The sequence below is a fragment of the Streptomyces sp. NPDC048623 genome, from assembly GCF_040650755.1.
GTDB lineage: Bacteria > Actinomycetota > Actinomycetes > Streptomycetales > Streptomycetaceae > Streptomyces.
On record NZ_JBEZHV010000023.1, the window covers coordinates 96333 to 116063 of the forward strand.

At 67.3% G+C, this 19731-nt stretch carries 9 protein-coding genes; 7 read left to right on the forward strand and 2 right to left on the reverse strand.

Going from position 1 to position 19731, the window contains the following annotated elements; genetic code table 11:
- Positions 1–109: 109 nt before the first annotated feature.
- From AB0C73_RS28530 to AB0C73_RS28540, 3 genes are all read left to right on the forward strand, one after another.
- Positions 110–2260 (forward strand): AIPR family protein, encoded by a 2151-nt coding sequence (locus AB0C73_RS28530; RefSeq protein WP_362535744.1) that lies wholly within the window; start codon positions 110–112, stop codon positions 2258–2260.
- Positions 2261–2410: 150 nt separating this feature from the next.
- Entirely contained in the window at positions 2411–4681 is a 2271-nt protein-coding gene (locus tag AB0C73_RS28535; protein ID WP_362535745.1) for an N-6 DNA methylase, read from the forward strand.
- Positions 4678–6102, forward strand: a complete 1425-nt coding sequence (locus tag AB0C73_RS28540; RefSeq protein ID WP_362535747.1) for a restriction endonuclease subunit S — start codon at positions 4678–4680, stop codon at positions 6100–6102. Before AB0C73_RS28535 ends, AB0C73_RS28540 begins: the two co-directional genes overlap by 4 nt.
- 69 nt (positions 6103–6171) lie before the next feature.
- On the opposite strand, the gene AB0C73_RS28545 is transcribed toward AB0C73_RS28540, so the two are convergent.
- Positions 6172–6381 (reverse strand): DUF397 domain-containing protein, encoded by a 210-nt coding sequence (locus AB0C73_RS28545; RefSeq protein WP_362535749.1) that lies wholly within the window; start codon positions 6379–6381, stop codon positions 6172–6174.
- Positions 6360–7208 carry a helix-turn-helix transcriptional regulator gene (locus AB0C73_RS28550; protein ID WP_362535751.1) on the reverse strand — a complete coding sequence of 283 codons (849 nt, stop codon included), beginning with the start codon at positions 7206–7208 and terminating at the stop codon, positions 6360–6362. Before AB0C73_RS28550 ends, AB0C73_RS28545 begins: the two co-directional genes overlap by 22 nt.
- 473 nt (positions 7209–7681) lie before the next feature.
- Between AB0C73_RS28550 and AB0C73_RS28555 the strand changes: the two genes are divergently transcribed.
- The 4 genes from AB0C73_RS28555 (at position 7682) to AB0C73_RS28570 (ending at position 19653) form a co-directional block, all read left to right on the forward strand.
- Positions 7682–7852 carry a hypothetical protein gene (locus AB0C73_RS28555; protein WP_362535753.1) on the forward strand — a complete coding sequence of 57 codons (171 nt, stop codon included), beginning with the start codon at positions 7682–7684 and terminating at the stop codon, positions 7850–7852.
- Positions 7853–8022: 170 nt separating this feature from the next.
- A complete protein-coding gene (locus tag AB0C73_RS28560; protein ID WP_362535754.1) occupies positions 8023–12351 on the forward strand; it encodes a protein kinase in 4329 nt (1442 codons plus the stop codon).
- On the forward strand, positions 12351–14045 hold the full coding sequence (locus AB0C73_RS28565) for a hypothetical protein (protein ID WP_362535756.1): 1695 nt from the start codon (positions 12351–12353) through the stop codon (positions 14043–14045). Before AB0C73_RS28560 ends, AB0C73_RS28565 begins: the two co-directional genes overlap by 1 nt.
- 73 nt (positions 14046–14118) lie before the next feature.
- Entirely contained in the window at positions 14119–19653 is a 5535-nt protein-coding gene (locus AB0C73_RS28570) for a hypothetical protein (protein WP_362535758.1), read from the forward strand.
- Positions 19654–19731 lie beyond the last annotated feature (78 nt).

Here is a 19731-nt window from a genome sequence, read left to right on the forward strand (position 1 = left end):
TCCGCCGAAACGCGCGGAACGCTCGCCGCCTGCCGGGATAGCCTCGCCGGTGGCGCCCGCTCTAAACAGCGTGCCGCCTTGCACCCAGGGGAGACAGGGGGAACCGTCCGTGGCCAATTCGTCCGTGGCCAATCCGTACTACATGCGGCATCTGCGTAAGGGGCTGGAGAAGAGGTTTCGGCCGCACATCGACATGTCGGACCGGGCCAAGGCGGCTCCCAAGGAAGAGGAAAAGGCGTTCCTGAGCCGCGCGGTTGCGGCGCTCGCCATCAAGCACGAGACCGGGTGGAGCGACGGGCAGGCGGCAGCCGGCTTGATCGACGACTTCGTGGACCGGGGTATCGACGCCGTCGCGGTCGAAGAGCGCGGCGAGGACCGCTACCACATCACGCTGGTGCAGGCGAAGTGGAATGAGAAGGGCAACGCGGGTTTCGGTGAGGGGGAGCTCAGGGCGCTGTTCCGTGGCCTGGATGACCTCCGGGAGCTGGAGTTCCACCGTTTCAATAGTCGGATCGAACCCCACGCGGCGGCGCTGGAGACGGCGCTCGACAACCCAGGCACCATCCGGCTCGTGCTCGCGCTGGTCACGGAGAACGACCTGCACCCCAACATCAGGCGCGAGCTGGAAGACGGCATCGAAGCCCGCAGCTGGCTGCCGGGAATGATCGATTACAAGGTCATCGACCTGCGTGGGCTGTATCAGGAACTGCTGGGCGAGCATGCCGAGCGGAAGATCGAGCTTGATGTATGGCTCGAAGGCGCGGGCAAGGAAACGATTCCGTACGAGGCGTTCTATGGCACTGTCTCTGTGGCCGAGGTCGCGGAGTGGTACCGGGGTGACAATCGGGCGCATCTGTTCTCGCGAAACCTCCGTGACGCTCTGGACGTTTCCGACGTAAATCCCAAGATCCAGGCCACCCTCCTCGGTGAGCCCGAGCACTTCTGGTACTTCAGCAACGGAATCACGCTGCTGTGCGAGAGCTACGAGCCCAAGGGTAAGGGGGAGTTCAGGCCGGGTGCGGGGGTCGGCTTCCGGCTGAACGGTGCCAGCGTCGTCAATGGCGCGCAGACGGTCAACGCCATCGCACGCGCCATGCAGAAGAGCCCGGGGAACGCGTCGCAGGGCCGGGTCCTGGTGCGGATCATCTCCCTCAAGGACTGCCCCGAAGACTTCGGTGACCGGGTCACCACCGCGGCCAACACCCAGAATCCGGTGCAGGAGCGCGACTTCAAGTCTCGTGACCAGGTTCAGTTCGACCTGCGCGGCGAATTCAGCGTGTCGCTCGGCCTGAACTACGTCATCAGGCGAGGAGAACCGGTGCCGCACCCGACGGCCGGATGCACCATGGCAGAGGCCGCCCTCGCGCTCGCCGCGACTCACCGGTCGCCGGAGATGGTCGCCAGGGCCAAGCGGGACCCGTCTGCCCTGTGGGAGGACCGCAATTATCGCGACCTCTTCGGACGTCGGCCAAGCGCTGCCCGCGTCTGGAGCGTCGTAAGACTCATGTGGGAGGTGCGTGCAACCCTGTCCAAGCTGCGCGTCGACCTGTTCGGTCGGGTCGCGAGCGCGGCGGGGAACGCCGATCTGCTCATCACGCACGCGATCTTCCACACCATGGATACCAGCGGCCTCGATGATTTCGGCGAGGCGAGTGCTGCCGAGTGGGACGCCCGGTTGGCCAAGGTGCCCGAGCTGACCGAGCGGGCGCTGTGGTGGTTTGTGGCGATCGCCGATACGGCCTTCGGAGAGAAGAGCCAGTACGCGACGACCGTGCGCACGGCCGAACGGGTGCAGGTGGTCGTACGGCGCCTGCTGGAACGCCTGAGCTCTGGGGACAAGGCCCCCGACTACAGCGACTACCAGGTCACCGAGCAGACGCAGGGCAAGGCGGGTCGGCTTGCGAACGCGGTGCGGGTGATCGTCGATGCAGGCAAGATCGACGACGGTACGGTGCTGGAATTCCGTCCCGTGACCGGCCCTGACCGCCGAGGGCTGCCGAGCTGGCTTGCCGCCGACGCGAGCCGAGCGCGCGCGGTGTGGCGGAACAACAAGACCAAGCCTCTGGTGTGGGCAGTGGACGGTCAGCCGTATGCGCCCTCCACGCTCACTCGGCACATGCGCGGCGAGGCCATGGGGGTTCATCAGCAGGTCCAGGGCACTCGGTACTGGCATGTGGCGGGCGAGGGCTCGCTGGCGGACATCGCGGCCGAGCTGCGGGCAGTCGATGATCTGGACGCGGGCGACGACGCCGAGGAGTAAGGGCTGGGGCGCCTCGATGGAGACTACGGAGCGTGGGCGGCGGGGAACGGAGAGGAATCAGTTCCACGCTGCCCTAGGCTTGGGCGGTGCCGCCGCATGCAGCAGGCGGGGTGAAGTGTGGCGATACGGGACAAGGTGGACGCGGGCGCGATGAGTGAGGAACAGCTGGGCTTCGACATCCCCGGGGCGGGTGAGGAGAGGCCGAAGTCGACCTCCAAGGGGAAGCCCAAGGCGTCCGGCAAGGGGCCGGCGGAGCCGGTGTCGGGGGAGAGCGCGGGGCCGCGCAAGCTCCAGGACGACGAGATCTTCGACTACATCACCGGCGAGAAGGTGGTGAAGCACACTGCGGCGGAGGAGGTGCGGCAGCGCATCGCCCGGGCGCTCGTCCACCAGTACGGCATTGACCCGCGCGACATGGAGGCCGACTTCCCGCTTCAGGTAGAGAACCGGAAGACCGGCCGCAAGTCGCGGAAGCGGGCGAGTATCGCGATCTTCGAGCATCGGGCGGAGCACGAGGCTCAGAACATCCGCCGGATCGTCGTCATCAAGCCACGCCCCAGTGACAGCCGTACCGTCTCCAAGATTCGTACGTTCGCGCGGGCCAAGGAGCAGGTCGACGAGGTTGCCGACTTGATGCACGCGGCCGGCCCGGACTGCCTGTACGGCATGTGGACGGACGACAAGGACCTCTACTTCATCCGCCGTGACCCGGCCCGCTTCGAGGACACGTACCTGCCGCTGGCGAACTGGCCGCGCGGCGACGCGACCCTGTTCGACGCCCAGGGCAACATCTCCTCGCTCGGCATCATGCGCAGCGCCGACGAGACGATGCTTCGGTTCGCGTTCCGCCGTTGCCACGACTTCATCCACGGCAACGAGGGCCTGCCCAAGGACGCCGCGTTCTGGCAGTTCCTCTATGTCCTGTTCGCCAAACTGCACGACGAGAAGCTGGTCCGGGAGAAGGGTCACGAGCCGCGCTTCTACGTCGACACGACGGAGCTGGCGGCCCTGGCGAAGAACGACGCGGGCAGCCCGGCCGTCGCCCAGCGCGTGAAGGATCTCTTCGACGAGGTCAAGCAAGTCCACGCGGACCAGTTCACCCAGTACGACCGGCTCACCCTCAACGACGCCGCGCTCACCTTCATCACTGGTGAACTGTCCACGTACACCCTGCACGGCACCTCCCTGGACGCGCTCGGTACCGCCTACCAGGAACTGGTAGGAGACAACTTGCGCGGTGACCGGGGCCAGTACTTCACCCCGAACGTCGCGACCCGCTTCATGGTCGAGCTGCTTGATCCGCAGCTCGACGAGACTGTCCTCGACCCGTGCTGCGGCACCGGCGGTTTCCTACGCGAGACTCTGCTGCACGTGCTGCACCGGGAGGGGCTGCCGAACTTCGGGCGGGGGCTGAACGCGAAGCGCAAGGCCGAGCTGGAGACCGAGTACCGTCCGCACCTGGCTGAGTACGCCAAGGACCGGGTCTTCGGCATGGACTTCGATCCGTTCCTGACCCGCGCCGCCTCCTTCGGTGTCACGATGCTGACCGAGGAGAGGGGCAACACCTTCCAGGTGGACTCCCTTCAGTTCCCGCGCATGGGCGAGAAGCAGCCCGGCCACGCGCTGGCGATGGAGCGTCGCGATCGCGTTTACCCCGGTGAGGTGGACGTCCTGTTCACCAATCCGCCTTTCGGCACCGATATCCCCGTCACCGGGCCGACGCTGGAACTGTTCCGGGTGGACGAGTTCGGCGGGGAGAAGCCCGCCAGCATCGCCTACGACTGGAGCAGGGGCAAGGAAGACGGCTCGCTCAGGCGCGGCAAGGCCGCCTCGTCCATCCCGCCGGAGCGGTTGTTCGTCCAGAAGTGTGTGGAGTGGCTCAAGCCGGGCGGTCGTATGGGGATCGTTCTGCCCAACGGCGTCCTCTCCAACCCCGGTCCTGACGACGAGGCCGTACGGCAATACATCCTTGACGAGTGCTGGGTGATGGCCAGTGTCGAACTGCCCATCGAGCCGTTCGTGGTGGGCGCCGGCGTCAACATCCTCACCACCATGCTCTTCCTGCGGAAGAAGACCGAGCGGGAGAAGACCGAGGAACGGCTGCATGGACGCGAGGACTACCCCGTGTTCATGGCCGTCGCAGAAAAGGTCGGTGTCGACCGGCGCGGCAACCGGCTGTACGTCCGCGACGCGCGCGGCGAGTACGTGTGGCGTGAGGAGTTCGAGGACGACGACATCTACGTCAAGGATGTCGTCATTCCGCGGCGGATCAAGCGGCGGAAGCGTGTCCCCGACAACGACCTGATGGACCTGCGGGAGCGACCCGAGGACTACGAGCGGCCCAACGTCATCGACGAGTACCGCAAGTTCCTCAAGGAGCACGGGCGCGAGCTTCCGTGGCGGAAGGGGGAGACGGCGTGAAGGTCGCCGAACCCGGGAATCCGGCGCGGCGGGGGTGGCTGGACCGGCAGGGGCTGAAGCTTGTCGCGAAGCCCTATCTGTCGGGGGCCTTCGCCACGCAGCGGCTGCTGGAGCGGCTGCCGGTGGAAAAGGTTGCGCTGAAGGACCTTACGGCGGGTTACGCGGGGGGTATCTTCGACGGTCCGCAATCGCGGCGCGTGTACCTCACTGACCCGGAGCACAGCGTGCCGTTCGTGGGCAGCAAGGACATGCTCGTTGCCGACTTCAGCGCGCTGCCACGGCTGAGCAGGGCTGAAGCGGAGTCACCTAGCTTGAGCTACATGGAGCTCAAGCCCATGATGACGCTGATCTCACGGTCGGGCTTCAACGCCGGGCGGCGCTCGTACGTGCGCCCGGACATGGCCGGCTTCTGGTCCTCGGAACACGTCATGAAGGTTGTTCCTGACCAGGGCAAGATCCAGCCCGGGTACCTGTATGCGTTCCTGGCCAGCCGGTTTGGCGAAGTGCTCGTCAGGGGCGGGATTTATGGATCGGCGGTCAAGCACATTTCGCCTGCTCACGTCGGTGACATTCGGGTGCCGCGCTTCGGGGACATTGTGGAGAACGAGATCCACGAACTCGTCCAGGGGGCGGCCAACCTGCGGGCGGAGTTCCAGGCGGGGCTTGAGGCGGCGACGCTGGATCTGTTCCGCGCGGCCGGGATCGAGGATCTGCTGGACCTGCGGTGGCATCAGCAGGGTCGGGACCTAGGGTTCGCGCAGCGTGGCCTCACGACGACGAGTCTGAGGGCGCTCAACTTTCAGCCGAGGGCCCGGAAGATTCTGGAGCGGTTGACGTCTGTGGAGCATGCGACCTTGGGGGAGGTTTGCAAGGGCGGACAGTTGAGCCGGGGCGTACGGTTTCAGCGCGTCGACGGTGAGCCTGGCAACACGTACAGCTACCGACTCGTTGGGCAGCGGCAAGCTTTCTGGTTGCGGCCGGAAGGGCGGTGGATCAGTAAGGCGTTCACGGCGGATGAGGTACTGGCCGCTGACGAGACGCTTCTGGTGGCTGCTCGTGGGACGCTCGGTGAGAACGAGGTGTATGGGCGCTCCATCCTCGTGACGGGTGAGTGGGCCAACCTTGCCTATTCGGAGGACTTCCTGCGGATTCGCTCTGGGGCTTCGAAGTACCCCGGCGCCTACCTGTATGCGTTGCTTCGCTCTGAGGCGATGTTCAGGCTGTTGCGTGCCTGCTCGACGGGCGGAAAGCAGCAGGACATCCATCTTGACCTGTGTCGGACGATTCCTGTCCCCGTCCTCACCCAGCCCGACCGTGACCGCATTGCTGAGACCGTCCGCGCCGCCTACAAGAAGCGTGACGAGGCCGACCGCAAGGAGGACCTGGCCCTTGCGAAGCTGGAGAAGGCCGTGACGGGCTGAGCGAAGCGCCAAACTCTCTGTTCCGGAACAGGTCCTGGCACATCACAAGGCCTGTTCCGCGCAGGCGGCTTACAGAGAGCCGTCCTTGACGCACTTGATGAACGGCTGCCACGCTGTCCAGCCCAGCATCAGCACGGGTCCGGTCGCATTCTTGCTGTCGCGGACGGGGATCCTATTGGGGAAGCCGTCGACGACCTCGATGCACTCACCCCCCTGCTGGCCGTCGCTGTAGGAGGACTTGCGCCAGCGGGCGGTGCTCAGGTCTGGGGTGACTCGCATGGCTCGTACTTCTCCAACGTCGCTTCGATCAACGCCGCGGACTCCCGTGGTGAGAGGGCGCCAGCCTTTTTGCGATCGTACTCTCGTACGCGCTTCGTGACGGTTTCCCGGTCATCGAAGATCTCTCCGTACCCAGGTCCTTCCTGGTACACGGTGGTGGAGCCGTCCGGGAGCGTGAGCAGGATGAGCGTGCCGTTCATCAGCGCACATGCGCCCGCGTCGAACGGAGCCACCTGGATCGTTGTGTGGCGGGTTTGCACCAGGGGCAACAGTGTTGCGAGCTGCTCGCGCATCACGGCCGGACCGCCTACAGCCTGCCGCAGGGCTGCTTCGCCGATGATCCACCAGAAGTCCGGCGGGCAGTCCCGCCGCAGGATCTCCTGGCGGCCCAGGCGAGCCGCTACCAGGCCGTCAATCTCCCCGGAGTTCATTCCCGGCTCTCCTTCGATGAACAGCGCGCGCATATACGCCTCTGTCTGGAGCAGTCCGGGAATGAGGCTCGCTCCGAACGCCTGAATCCGCGCCGCCTTCGCCTCCAGCTCCAAGCAGAGATCGAACCGCCTCGGCGTATGCTCCCGCTTCACCGTCCCCCACAGCCCCTGGAACAACTCCCCCGTCCCGAAGGCCACATCCAGCTTCTCGGAGATCGGCGGCAGCGGAAGCCGTTCGCCCGTCTCGACCCCGTGCAGGTGCGTCTTGCTGTAGTTGACGATGTCCGACAACCGGTCCAGCGACAGGCCGGCGAGCTGCCGTTGGCGACGCAGCTCCACGCCGTACAGCTCGCGGGCGGAGCGAGCGGGGTCGAGGGAGTGGGTGGGCTGGGTCATGGTGGGGCTCCCTTGCAAGCGGACGAGCGTGCCGTGCCGTTCCGTATCCCCGGTGGGACGCCGTCACCTCGTCCACGGTAGTCGCGGTCGGTGACATGGTGGGTGCGAACGGTGAAATGGTGCAGGTGGGGGCCGTTCCGTAACCGGGTTCGGAACGCCGACACCCTGTCCCGTGCCATCCGCCTGCCGTGACGCTGAGAGCGCGAACAGCCAGAACGAGCGGCTCGAGGCGTACCCCCCAGCCGTGAACGCAGGAGGCACCCTTGGTATCCCGAGGACGCACAACGACCGGCGCGACCACCTACATCACGAGCGCCGCCCGCACTCTCCGTCCCGACCGTGCGGCCGTCACCGCCGCCGCGCAGGCGCACGCCGATGAGTGTGCCGCCGAGAGGACGGCCGGGCGCGCGGAGGCTCTGCTCCCGGTCGGTCAACTCGCGCACGACACGCGGCGGGAGAGGCGCGGGGTCGTCATGGATCACCTCGATGGGGATGTGTGGCTGCGCCCGGTCGGCGGCGGCACGGAGTGGACGGCGCACCCCGTCGACGTACAGCTGCTGCCCGGAGACAGCGAGCAGGCGGAGGTGCTCCTGCGAGCGCGGGTCGCCGGCGCCAACGCCCGGAGCAGAGGGGAGCTTCTCTGAGCGCCGAGTGACCGGCGGACCACCACTGTGTGACCGGTTTTCGCCACGTTGTCAGTGGAGCGTCCTAGAGTGTTCCGCGACACAGGAGTCGACGCATATGCCGTGCGGAAGTCCGGACACGTGAGCGTGCTGGGCACGTACGGTAGGGGACGGGGAGCGGGGGCGGAGCGATGGCGCGGATCATCCCGGTCGGGGAGCCGGCCAACGAGGCCGAGCGCATGGTGTTGCGTCATCTGCGGGAGGCGGCACCGGACGACTGGATCGTCGTGTCCAACTTCGAGCTGCCGTACGGGCCGGGGCGTCCGATGTTCGAGGTGGACCTGGCGATCGTCGCGGATCACGCCGTCTACCTGGCCGACACCAAGGGTGTGCACGGCCGGGTTCAGGTGCGCGGCGGGCGCTGGTATCCCCAGGGAGCTCCGTTCCCGAGCCCGGCGCGCAAGATCCGCAATCACGCGCGGGTCGCCGGCGACCTGCTGGCGCGGTCGCGGGCGGCGAGCGCCGGGCTCGGGTCGGTGTGGTGCGAGGGGCTGGTGATCCTGCCGTATCCGGGTGCCACGCTGCACGACCCGGACGGTCGCGACGAGGTGAGCACACATCACCTCGATGACCTGGTGCCCTTCCTCAAGCGGCACCGCCCGCCCGGACAGGGGAGACGACCGGGCGAGGACATCTCCGCGCTGCGCGAGGACATCGCCCGCGTTTTCCAAGCGGAGACGCGACCGCCCTCCGGGCCTCGCAGGTTCGGCCACTACGAGGTCGTGGAGACCCTGTACGAGGCGTCCCCCGGCGACCTCGCCGACCTGGACGGGGATCCGGCCCGCCGTGTCTCGGTGTACCGGGTGCGGCTGGCCGACCAGCCGCGGTCGGGGACCCGTATCCTCCAGGCGCACGCCGTCGACCCGCTGCTGCCCGACGGCGCGCGGTCCACGGCGTACGCACGCATCGGCAACCCGGTCCAGGCCCTCAGCAAGCTGCCGCCCAGCCCGTACATCGTGCCGTGTGAGACATCCTTTCCGCTGGACGAGGGGGATGGGTACGCCGTTGTTCTCAAGGATGTTCTCGCCGAGGCGCTGCGGGTCAGGCTCGATGCGCGGGGACAGGGCGCGCTGGGCGCCGATGCCAGACGACGTGTGGTCGACGGGGTGCTCGGCGGTCTCGCTGTCGCCCACGCTCACCGGGTGGTGCACCGCTACCTCAGCCCGGAGACCGTGCTCATCGGGCGCAACGGCACCGCCATGCTCACCGGCTTCGACTATGCGCATCCAGGGCCGGGACGGCCACGTGAGGAGTCTCGGGGCATCGAGGCGTACGCGCACCAGTCGCCGGCCTATCTCGCCCCCGAGTGTCATGACCGGCCCGGGGTCTTCTCCCCGGCCACCGACCTGTATGCGGCCGGGGTGCTGTTCCACGAGCTGTACACCGGCGAGGAGCCCGCGCTCGGCACGGGCGGCACGTCAATCGACAGCCTCGGTGACGCCGACCGGATCGATCCCGAACTCAAGGCGGTCATCCGGGACCTGCTGTCCGCCGATCCGGCCGCCAGACCGCCCGCCCGCGAGGCCATCCGCCGTCTCTCCCGCGCGGATACGGGCCGCGTCCGCGCCCAGGTTCGCAGTGGCGGGCGAGAGGAGTCCGGTGACCCGTTCGACTGGGACGCCCCGCACAGCTACACCAACCTGCCCGAAGGGTTCCGCCTCACGGAGAAGTTTCGGGTGCGTTCCCGGCTCGGGCAAGGACAGTTCGGAGTCGTCTACCGGGTGTTCAACACTCTCGACGACACCGACGAGGTCTTGAAGATCATCACGAGGGACCGGGAGTCCGTGCGGGAGCGTTTGGAGAGCGAGTACCGCATCCTGCGCAGGATCGCCCCGCACCCCAACGTGGTGCGTCTCATCGACGCCGAGTGGCTGCCCAAGGGCGGCTTCCCCTACCTGCGTATGGAGCATGTCGAGGGGCAGGACCTCAAGCGTGTCCTCGACCAGGGCCGGCCCCTCGGCCCCGCCGATGTGCGCAAGCTGCTCGATGACTGCCTGGCCGGCCTCGCCCACCTGCACGCGTGTGGCGTCTTCCACTGCGACATCAAGCCCAGCAACCTTCTGTGGACCGCTGAAGGCGCCCGCATCCTCGATCTCAACGCGGCGGTCTCCGCCGATTCCACCCTCACCCCGACCCTCGGCTCGCCCCGCTACCTTGCTCCTGAGGCCACCGTTCTCAGCCGTCCGAGCCGTGAGGAACTCACCGACCTCGACCTGTTCGCCCTCGGCATCACCGCCTATGAGGCACTCACCGGCGGATACCCATGGCAGGGCCGTGGCACCCCGCCGCGTGGCGGGCAGCCCCTCGACCCGCGGCTGCTCCCCGGTCTCACCGACCTCGACCCCGGCTTCACGGCTGTTCTGCTGCGCGCCCTCGCCCCCCGCCGCTACGAGCGCTACCGCGATGCCGACGAGTTCCGGGCCGCCCTCGCCGCCGTTCGCGAGGTCAGGCTTGTGCCGCCCACCCCGGAACCGGCGGAGTCTCGGTGGCCCGCAGCCACCGAGGGCAGTGCGGCGCAGGCCGGTGCCAATCCCTTCGTCGGCCATCTCCAGACCCTCTACAGCCAGAGCGCCCGCACCAACGCCGGGACCCGCGGCCTCGACCCAGCCGCCTACCCCCTCTACGTCGCCACCGCCCTGGACGACCGACTGCGCCCCGACGTCCTAGCGGGTCGCCATCGCCTCGTTCTCATCACGGGAAATGCCGGAGACGGCAAGACCGCCTTTCTCCAGCACCTCGCCGACGAGGCCCGTCGACGCGGCGCTCGCTTCGGTGCAGCACGCGCCAACGGTGACGACTTCACCCTCGACGGCCACTCCTTCCATACCAACCACGACGGAAGCCAGGACGAGGGCGATACGGACAACGACACCGTCCTCGACGCCTTCCTCGCCCCTTACCAGGGTGCCACCGCGGAGGCCTGGCCCGATGACGTCACCCGACTCGTCGCCGTCAACGAGGGGCGCCTCGTCGACTTCGTCACCCGGCACCAGGATCGCTACCCGCTGCTCGCGGACACCGTGCGGGAAGGGCTGACGACCGGCCGTGCCGCCCATGGCGTCGCTGTGGTCAACCTCAACGCCCGCGATGTTCTCGCCGACCCGGACGGCACCGGATCGATCATGCACCGCATGGTCGCCGTTCTCACCGACGAACGCCGCTGGCAGGCATGCGGTTCCTGCGTGCTTGCACCGCGCTGCTATGCCCTGCACAACGCCCGCAGCTTCTCCCACCCCACCGCCGGTTCCCAGGTCACCGACCGTCTCGCCACGCTCTACCGCATGACCCACTTGCGGGGGCGTCTCCACATCACACTGCGAGACTTGCGCTCCGCTCTCGCCTACACCCTCACCTCAGGCCGTGACTGTGCACAGATCCATGCTCTGTACGCACGTGAGGAACCCGAGGCGGCGCAGGAGATCCTCGACAGCCTGTACTTCACCAGCTGGGCCGGTATCCACACGGGCAGCGAGGCGAGTGTGGAAGCGGGCGCCCGCACCAGTACCCGTGTGTCGGGCTTGCGGACCGTCAGCCGCCTTGAGCGAACGCCCATCGGCCCCTCGCGGCTGGGGGAACGCGATCGCCTCCTCGTCCAGTTGCGCGACCTCGACGTCGCCGCTGTGCCCGATCCCCAGCTGGACCGGCGGCTCGACTACACCGGCCCCGCCGCTGGACACAGTCTCGTCTCCTTCGATCAACGGGGTGACCTCGACGAACAGCTGCTCACCGAGGCTTTCCATGCCCTGCCTCGCACTCACCAGGCCGACCGTGCCCAGATCAACGCCCACCGCGCCTACCTTGCCGCGGCCCGGCGTCGCTTCTACTTCGAAAGCCTCGACGACACCCGCTGGCGACGCCTCCTGCCCTATCAGGCGGCCGACCACTTCCTGCGCTTGCTCGCCGGCGGACATCCGGGCCGCAAGGAACTGGAACACGTCATCGAGGCCGTCAGCCGTGGCGAGGGCATGCCACGGGGACTCGGCCATGCCCCGGGTCAAGACCTCGCGCTTCAGGTGCGGGCCGTTCAGAGCGGTACTGTGCGCAGCCACCGACTGTTTCCTGCCAAGCACTTCACCATCAGCGCTGACGGCCCGCCCGCCTCGCCTTACGTCGAGACCAGCCCCCGCGAACTCGTCGTACGCCACCATCCCGAGGACGGCCGCGCCCACCGTGCTCAGTTGACGGTCCGCCTCGACCTGTACGAGCTGCTTGACCGGCTGCATCGAGGCCATCAGCCGGGCATCGAAGACCGCCAGGGCCAAAACCTCGCGCTGGCCGTGTTCAAGAACGCACTGGCGGCGACGTCCTATCAGGAAGTCCTCCTACACGCCCCTGGATCGCCGCCCTACCGGCTGTGCCGGCTGCCGGACGGCGCTCTTCGCCTGGCCCCCGCCGCACGATCCGACACATTCCCGGGCACCGATTCGAGAACGAGCCAGGCCTCGGAAGGAGCACACTGATGGCGCTGCGCCGCCGGGATACCGAGTTCAAACATCTCGGTGTCTCCTACCTGGAGTTCAAACGCGTGCAGATGGACCGCGTGCTCACCGGGTTCCTCATGCGGCTCAACCACAAGGGCCTCACCAGCCGCCTGGTGCGACGCAACGATCTGTCCGCCAAGGAATTCGCCGCCGAGTTCACCGACGCCGGCAACGCCGACCGTTTTCAGGGGTTCGCCGACCATCCAGACATGGCGCGGCGCTGGGTGGAAACCCAGCTCCTGGACGTTGTCAACAGGGGCAGGCCCACCCAGGCTGTGGCAGGCCTACGCCCGTTGCACGGACTCACGTACAAGTTCCGCAGCAGCTACCACTCCCGCCCCTACGGCGCCGACGCCCAGCTGTACGAGATGTTGCGGCACGCTCGCGGCCCTCTGGGCGCTCTGGCACTGGAGCAGCTGCGCGCGTTCTTCTTCACCGGACTCGGTACGGCGGCCTCGACCCCCGCGCAGACGACGCCCGTGGATATCGAGACCCAGGCAGTGCTGCACCTCAACAGCCAAGTGAAGGCGGACAGCCCACACACGATGAAGGGCTGGTATTCCGCACCTCCACTGTGCGTGGGGCAGGCCGATCTCCTCGCCGACGATGTTGTAAGGCTGTTGTCCCTGAAAGATCTCCTGCCGCGCATCACCATGGTCGAGTATCTGAAGATCCTCTTTGCGTTCCACCTCTCCCTCGGCCAGTTCAAGGTGATGAAACTCCTGCCCCAGGCGGTGGCGCGGTCGGCGGCCGACCCCGCCTGCGGGCACGATCGCTGTCCGGTCTCCGCCGGCGCGCAGGATCCGCTGGCCGGATGCCCCTTCCGTGCCGGGCTCTTCGTCGATGTCGCCGGGGTGCCCGGTACCCCCACCGCTTCGCTTGCCGAGCAGAGCGCCGAGCATTGGCTGCGCCGCATCCCCGACTTCGTGCGTGCCGGCTACACAGTGCGGAAATTGGACGAATTCGCCGAGCACCTCGTCGGCCAGGGAAAGGAGCGCCGACCCCAGATCGGGTACTTCACCGTGCCCGAGTTGCTCCGTTTCGGCACAGAGGACTACGGCAAGGCGCGGGACGAGTTCTTCAGCTCCCGGCTGACCGCGATCCTCGACGACACCCCTGTCGGGGAGCAGCCTGAGGAGGTCAGGCCTCTGCTGGACGAGTCCATGGGCCTCGCCCCCTTCGAGAAGTACCTCGAACTGTTGATGGCCTACCGTGGGCCCTATCACCACAAATACATCATCGAGACCATCGACTCCCTGCTCCTCAAGAACCGCCCTGGCGCGGCCATAGCGCAACCTCACGGGGGACGAAGGCGCTTCGTCCTGGACAGTGCTCTGCTGGAGGTACTGGTCCAGGTGGCGTTGCTGCGCCTCAACTCCCGTGGCAGCTCTTCCCCGTACACCCACCACACCGTTTCGCTCCGGCTCGACGAGTTCCTTGCCCTGCTGCGCGATCGTTATGGGCTGTTCGTGGACCGTCTGCCGACGGCAGACGGATTCGGGCCGGCGGGCCTGGAGGAGGAACCAGCCCTCAGAGCCAATGCCGAGGCGTTCACCAGGCGTATGCGGGAGATCGGATTCTACGATGACCTGTCGGATGCCTATCTCACCCAGGTGATCACCCCAAGGTTCTCCCTCACCGAAGACGGCACGGTGACAACCGGCGGACGGTGACAGGAAGCGCACAGGCAGCAGGGGCAGGGAGACCAGAGGGAGACGGGGAGACAAGACTGTGACACGCGGACTGGTGGAGATCACCGAAACCGAATGGCGGCGCGCACTCGAGCATGTCGCACTGCCGGGCCTCGCCGACCTGTTGCGCACGAGAGAGGCGGGTCACTGCATGCGCGTCGGCGGGCTCGACACCGAACTTGCCGGACGCCTCACTCGCGGTCTGCGTCACGCCGTGCCCGATGCCCAGGTACACGTTCTTGCAGCCGGCCCTGTCGATGGCGGCGACGACACGTCCATCACCAGCACGAAGCTCGTCGAGCTGCGCAACCCTGATGAGCAGGGGCGCCTCAGGCCTCCACTGCTGGTGTTCGTGCCACCAGGGACCAAGGCCAGCGCAGAGGACTCCTTCTCCGTCGCGACCTTCGAAGAGGTCTCCCTTCACGAGGTGCATGCCCGACTCAGACGGAACCTGCTCAAGGATGTGCCCGAACCCCTTCGTACAGGTGTCGAACGACTGGTCGCCGAGATCTCCGAAGCCTCGGATCGGACGGTGGCCCGGTACCTGCTCACCCTGCGGGAGAATCAGCACGACCCGCAGGCCGCCGGGGCCGCCGTCCACTTGCTGGGCCTCATCCCGGACTTTCAGCTCTTCACCGACTCCTCCCTCATCGTCACCAAGATCCAGCGCAATCGGCGCACCGTCGAGAAGCTCACCGACGGCCCCGCCACCGATCGGCAGCGTGTGCTCGCTCTTGGTCTGCCACGCAACTCCGAGGAACACCAGCGCTTCCTTCGTCGTCTCGTCGAGTTCGCCGCGACCACCGGCCTGTCCGACCCGCGACGCTGGTGCCGGGCCATCGCCGCTGATCCGGAGAACTGGCCGCTTGCCTTCCACCACTGGCCCCAGGAGAACGACCCGGCCGACCAGACCGTGCGCATCGAGGTCGACGATCTGACCGCGCTGCCCAAAGCCGGAGAGAACGCGGAGGACCAGCGCAACCATCCCGTCCTCGACAGGCTCTTCGGCCAGCCCTACCTCCTGCCCGGAGGACTTCCCTCCCTCCCCGTCACCTTCTCCGTGGACCGTGATCAGCGGGGCATCACGGGCCTGAAACGCTTCAAGGTGGAGATCTGCGCCGAGACCGGCGACGCCCCGGGAGACGAGGACGGTGGCGGCGCAGGCGCCCCGCTGGTCAGTCCCACCGGCCTGACCGTGCTCGTCCCTGCCGGCCCCCGAGTCAAACCGCAGTACAAGGCGAGCATCAAACTCCGCAAGGGACGCCGCGCGCCGGACTGGGAGGAAGGCTGGTACTTCGTCCGCGTCACCCCGCTCGACGGCAATGACGACCCCATGCCCGTCGCGGGCAGTGGGCAGACGGCAGGCCGCCGCCCGTACGAGAGCGACCGCTTCTACGTCGTCCCCGAGGGTGAATTCGATGAGCCGCCCACTCCCCGCGGTCACCACGCGCCGGGACTCGCTCAGGCGATCAACCGGCTGCGCTTCACGGCCCTCGCCGAAGGCCGTGACCCCGCTCGCGTGCAGTGCCGTGACACGGGTTGGGGTCCGCGCGGAACCAGCGTGAAGACCCGTTCCCTACGCGCCTCCTTCGGTCCCGCTGGACTGGTCACCATCGACCTTCCGCGGCTCCTGGCCGAGGCCGAGCAGCGCATCCTGCGGGCTCCCCACATCCTGCGTGGACCGGAGATCGACGTGGACGCGGCCGGCGCGGCGCGCCTTTCGCCCGAGGGAGAAGTGGGACTGCAAGCGGGAAACCCGGTAGGGACTCCGGACGACGAGTCCCTGTCCGATTACCTGCGTGCCCGAGCGGCGCTCTTCGGTCGACTTGTCCTGCCGGAGACCACGAACGGTGCGTCGGACATTCTGGTCGTGGAGGGCATGGACCCACGCGCACTACGGGCCGCCATCGAGGCGTATGCGGAGGCCTACCTCGCAGCCGTCACCCTTTGCCTCCGGGGCCTGGACCGGCCCAACGCTCCCGACACCGATCGGCGGCGGGCACGGCTGCAGTCCCTGCTGCGCACCGACACCCTCACCGTGCGCCTGCACAATACGGACGGCAGCCGGCGCACCGTCATCCTCGTCGCCCCCACCCACCCCCTGCGCATGCTGTGGTGGAGCGGGCAGGCGGCCCTCGCTGACCATTGGCTCGGGAGACTTCACGACGCCCAGGCGAGCCTGATCAAGACACGGCTGGACAGCCTGGAAAGGCAGCTGGCCCCTCTGGGCTACCCGCTGGCCGTGCCACTCGACTCAGGGGAACTCGCCTTCGCCAGCAGCCCGCTGACCGACTACTGGCAGGTGTGTCTGCCGAGTGAGTCCGACGACCCTCGCGAGGTTCTCGCCCGTATCGCGGGCGCGCTCGGCGTCGACGCGGCGGCAGCAGCGGGCGGGGTGACGGGGGTGGAACTCGCCGATCGGGTGGAGAAGTACATCCGCCTCCACCCCTACGTCGACAGCCTGGTCATCAATGCACTCGGCGCCGGCCATGGCGAACTCCTCGCCGACATGTTGGTCGCCCTCCAGGAACGCCGCCAGCTGTCGCACCTCCACTACACGGTACGGCTCTTCGCCGCCGCGCCCGACGACCCATGGACGGGGTCCGCGCTGACCGACCTGATGGTTCCGGCGAGCGGGCCGCGCTCCGCTGCCGCGGAAGCGTTCGCCACCCCCGGTGATCCACTGCGGCCCAAACTGTCCGTGGTGATTTGTGATGCCAAGAAACTCCTCGGCGGCGCTGCTGAGTTCCCGGCCCACCTCACCTTCCTCTTCAACCCCTTCGGCGGGGAAAGTCACGACATCGCACCCGGCCGCGACGGTACCGGACGGGTCGCCGTGCACGGACTCGTCCAGGAGATGAGCAGCGATTACCGGGAGGAGGACGACAGCGTCGAGTGGACCCGCCGGCCCCGTCACGGTGTGACCGACCCGGTGGCAGGCGCAGAGACGACCGGCGACCTGCTTGCGGCACTGCCTCGGACTCTGTCGGCTGCCCTGGTCGCGGCCAACGCGGGCGAACACCGGCCGGGCCTACTGCCGCAGATAACAGTCCGCCTCACGCCCGACGACCGGGCTCTCCTGCACGAAGTCCACCGTATGAGCGACTGGGTCGTCACGGTGGACCGCACCCTCGGGGCCGAGTACTTCGACCACGGGCGGCGTGGGCGCACTGAATACGTCATCGACCACACCACCACGTCCCACAGCGGTCTGGGCCATCAGGTCGTCGTCTCCTCTCGTTCCCTCGACGAGATGCGCGCTCTGCTTGGGCCGGTGCTGGCCGATCGGTCGCTGGGCATTCCCGAACGGCATGTGCGTACCTTCTTCGACCAGCTGCGGGAGCTGTCCGGCAGCCTGGTGTTCAAACTTGCTGCGCTCGGGGAGAACCAGCGCACCGAAGTCCTTGGCCTGGCCCTCGCCCGTCGGTACCTCGGTGCGCGGGACGCATTGCGCGACCAGATTCTCGTCCCGCTCGACGCTCACCCCGAACTCTACGAGGAGGAACGAGGCCGGGCGGCCGCCGGCGACACCGAAGTCCGGCTCCAGCGCACGGATCTTGCCCTGTTCGACCTTGACGCCGAACGGCGCACCATTGTGTGCCGTCTGCTGGAGGTCAAGTGCCACACGGGCGGTGGTCTCGGCGCTTACCAGGGCAAACGCCACCACATCATTCGCCAGACCGAGAACACCGAGCGGATCCTCGCCGAGCGGTTCGACCCAGTCCGCGGACGAGCCGATCGGCCGCTGCAAAATGTGGCGCTGCGTGCACTGCTGGAGAAGTACCTTGCCCGCGCAGGCCGTTACGGCCTCTTCGGCGAGCAGGCGATGGCCGAGGCGCGCTGGCTGCTGGATCGCCTAGATCACGGATATCACCTCGAATTCACCCGTACAGGCCTTGTTTTCGACCTCTCCAGTGACGGCTTCGACACCGATTACGAAGAAGGAGTGGCGTTCCACCGGATCGGCCGTGACCTCTCCGTGCGGCTGCTCGACGACATCGACACGGAATACCGGCCCACCTCGGAGAATCCCTCGCAGGACTCCGCAGCACCCGAGTTGGTTCTGCCCGGACTGGAAGGTGTCGGTGTGCAGGACGAAGGTCCTGTCCCGGCCACGGCCACGGTCCAGCTGCGCCCCCGCGCACGTAGCCGGGACATCCCTGAGGAACCCGCCCCCCTGCCTGATGATCCCGATGACGACATTGCCGAGTCTGTGGATGCCTCCGACACCATGGCTGCCGAGGGGACCGAGGCCGTGAGGCGGGACACACCGGTGGAACACGGGAACGCGAGGGTGGAGCAGGAACGCGTCCCTGACGGTGAGGCAGTCGCCACGGAATCTGGTCCGGAGGCGGAGGTGTCCGGTGGCTCATCCGAAGTCTTGGAGACCAAGGACCCGGACATCATCCTCGGAGTCTCGCGCACGTCAGCGCAATTCGGCCTTCTCGGAACGAGTGCCGGTCGCACCGTTGCTCTGGATCTCAACGAGACCCACGCCATCAGCCTGTTCGGAGTGCAGGGAGGTGGCAAGAGCTACACCCTGGGCTCGGTGCTGGAAATGGCGAGCCTGTCGGTGCCAGGAGTCAACCGGCTGGCGAGCCCTCTGGCGAGCGTCGTCTTCCATTACAGCGAGACCTCGGAGTACGAGCCCGAGTTTCTGAGCATGATTCACGCCAATGACGACGAGGGGCAGCACGAGGCCCTGCGCCGCAGGTACGGGGCCCAGGCCGCCGGCCTCTCCGACGTCGTCCTGCTGGTACCTGAAGAACACGTGGAGGAGCGTCAGGCCCGGTACCCGAGTGTTCAGGTGCACCCCTTGGCCTTTGCCGCCTCGGAACTGAAGATCGCCCACTGGAAGTTCCTCATGGGAGCTGTGGGTAACCAGTCCGGATACATTCGGCAGATCGGAAGGATCATCAAGGCACACCGTGCCGACCTGACCCTGGACGCGGTCCGCCGTGGGGTCGAGGAGTCGACACTCGACGAGCACCTGAAGAGGAAGGCCAGGGAACGGCTCGAACTTGCAAGCGACTTCATCGACGATTCGGTGCGCATCAAGGACCTCGCGCGGCCGGGCCGTCTGATCATCGTGGATCTGCGCTCCGACGACATCGAGAAGAGCGACGCGCTGAGTCTGTTCGTGGTCTTGATGCATCTGTTCTCGGAAGCGACCTATGAGGGACGTCCCTTCAACAAGCTGGTCGTCTTCGACGAGGCGCACAAGTACGCCGACAGTGGTGACTTGGTGACGGGGCTTGTGTCCAGCGTGCGGGAGATGCGACACAAGGGCATGTCGGTGCTCGTCGCCAGCCAGGACCCGCCCTCAGTGCCGTCCGAGCTCATCGAACTCTCCACACACATGGTGCTGCACAGGTTTACGTCACCGGCGTGGCTGAAGCACTTGCAGAAGGTCAACGCGGCACTGTCGGGGCTCAATCCCGAGAAGCTGGCGGCACTCAGGCCGGGTGAGGCCTACGTGTGGTCGGGGAAGGCGACGGATGAGGCATTCGTGAGGGGGATGATCAAGGTCGACTGCCGACCGCGAGTGACACGGCACGGGGGTGCGACGCGGACCGCGTTGGGTCAGTGAGGTGAATGCCGAAGCGAAGGGCCGTGTCTCCTCCGAGTGGGGAGAAGGCACGGCCCACTTGCTGGCGACAGGGCTCCG

What these genes read in the sequence shown, in the direction of transcription:
- AB0C73_RS28535 (WP_362535745.1), top strand. Translation starts at nt 2,411, where the DNA reads ATGAGTGAGGAACAGCTGGGCTTCGACATCCCCGGGGCGGGTGAGGAG.
- AB0C73_RS28545 (WP_362535749.1), bottom strand. Translation starts at nt 6,381, where the DNA reads ATGCGAGTCACCCCAGACCTGAGCACCGCCCGCTGGCGCAAGTCCTCC.
- AB0C73_RS28550 (WP_362535751.1), bottom strand. Translation starts at nt 7,208, where the DNA reads ATGACCCAGCCCACCCACTCCCTCGACCCCGCTCGCTCCGCCCGCGAG.
- AB0C73_RS28555 (WP_362535753.1), top strand. Translation starts at nt 7,682, where the DNA reads ATGGATCACCTCGATGGGGATGTGTGGCTGCGCCCGGTCGGCGGCGGC.
- AB0C73_RS28560 (WP_362535754.1), top strand. Translation starts at nt 8,023, where the DNA reads ATGGCGCGGATCATCCCGGTCGGGGAGCCGGCCAACGAGGCCGAGCGC.
- AB0C73_RS28565 (WP_362535756.1), top strand. Translation starts at nt 12,351, where the DNA reads ATGGCGCTGCGCCGCCGGGATACCGAGTTCAAACATCTCGGTGTCTCC.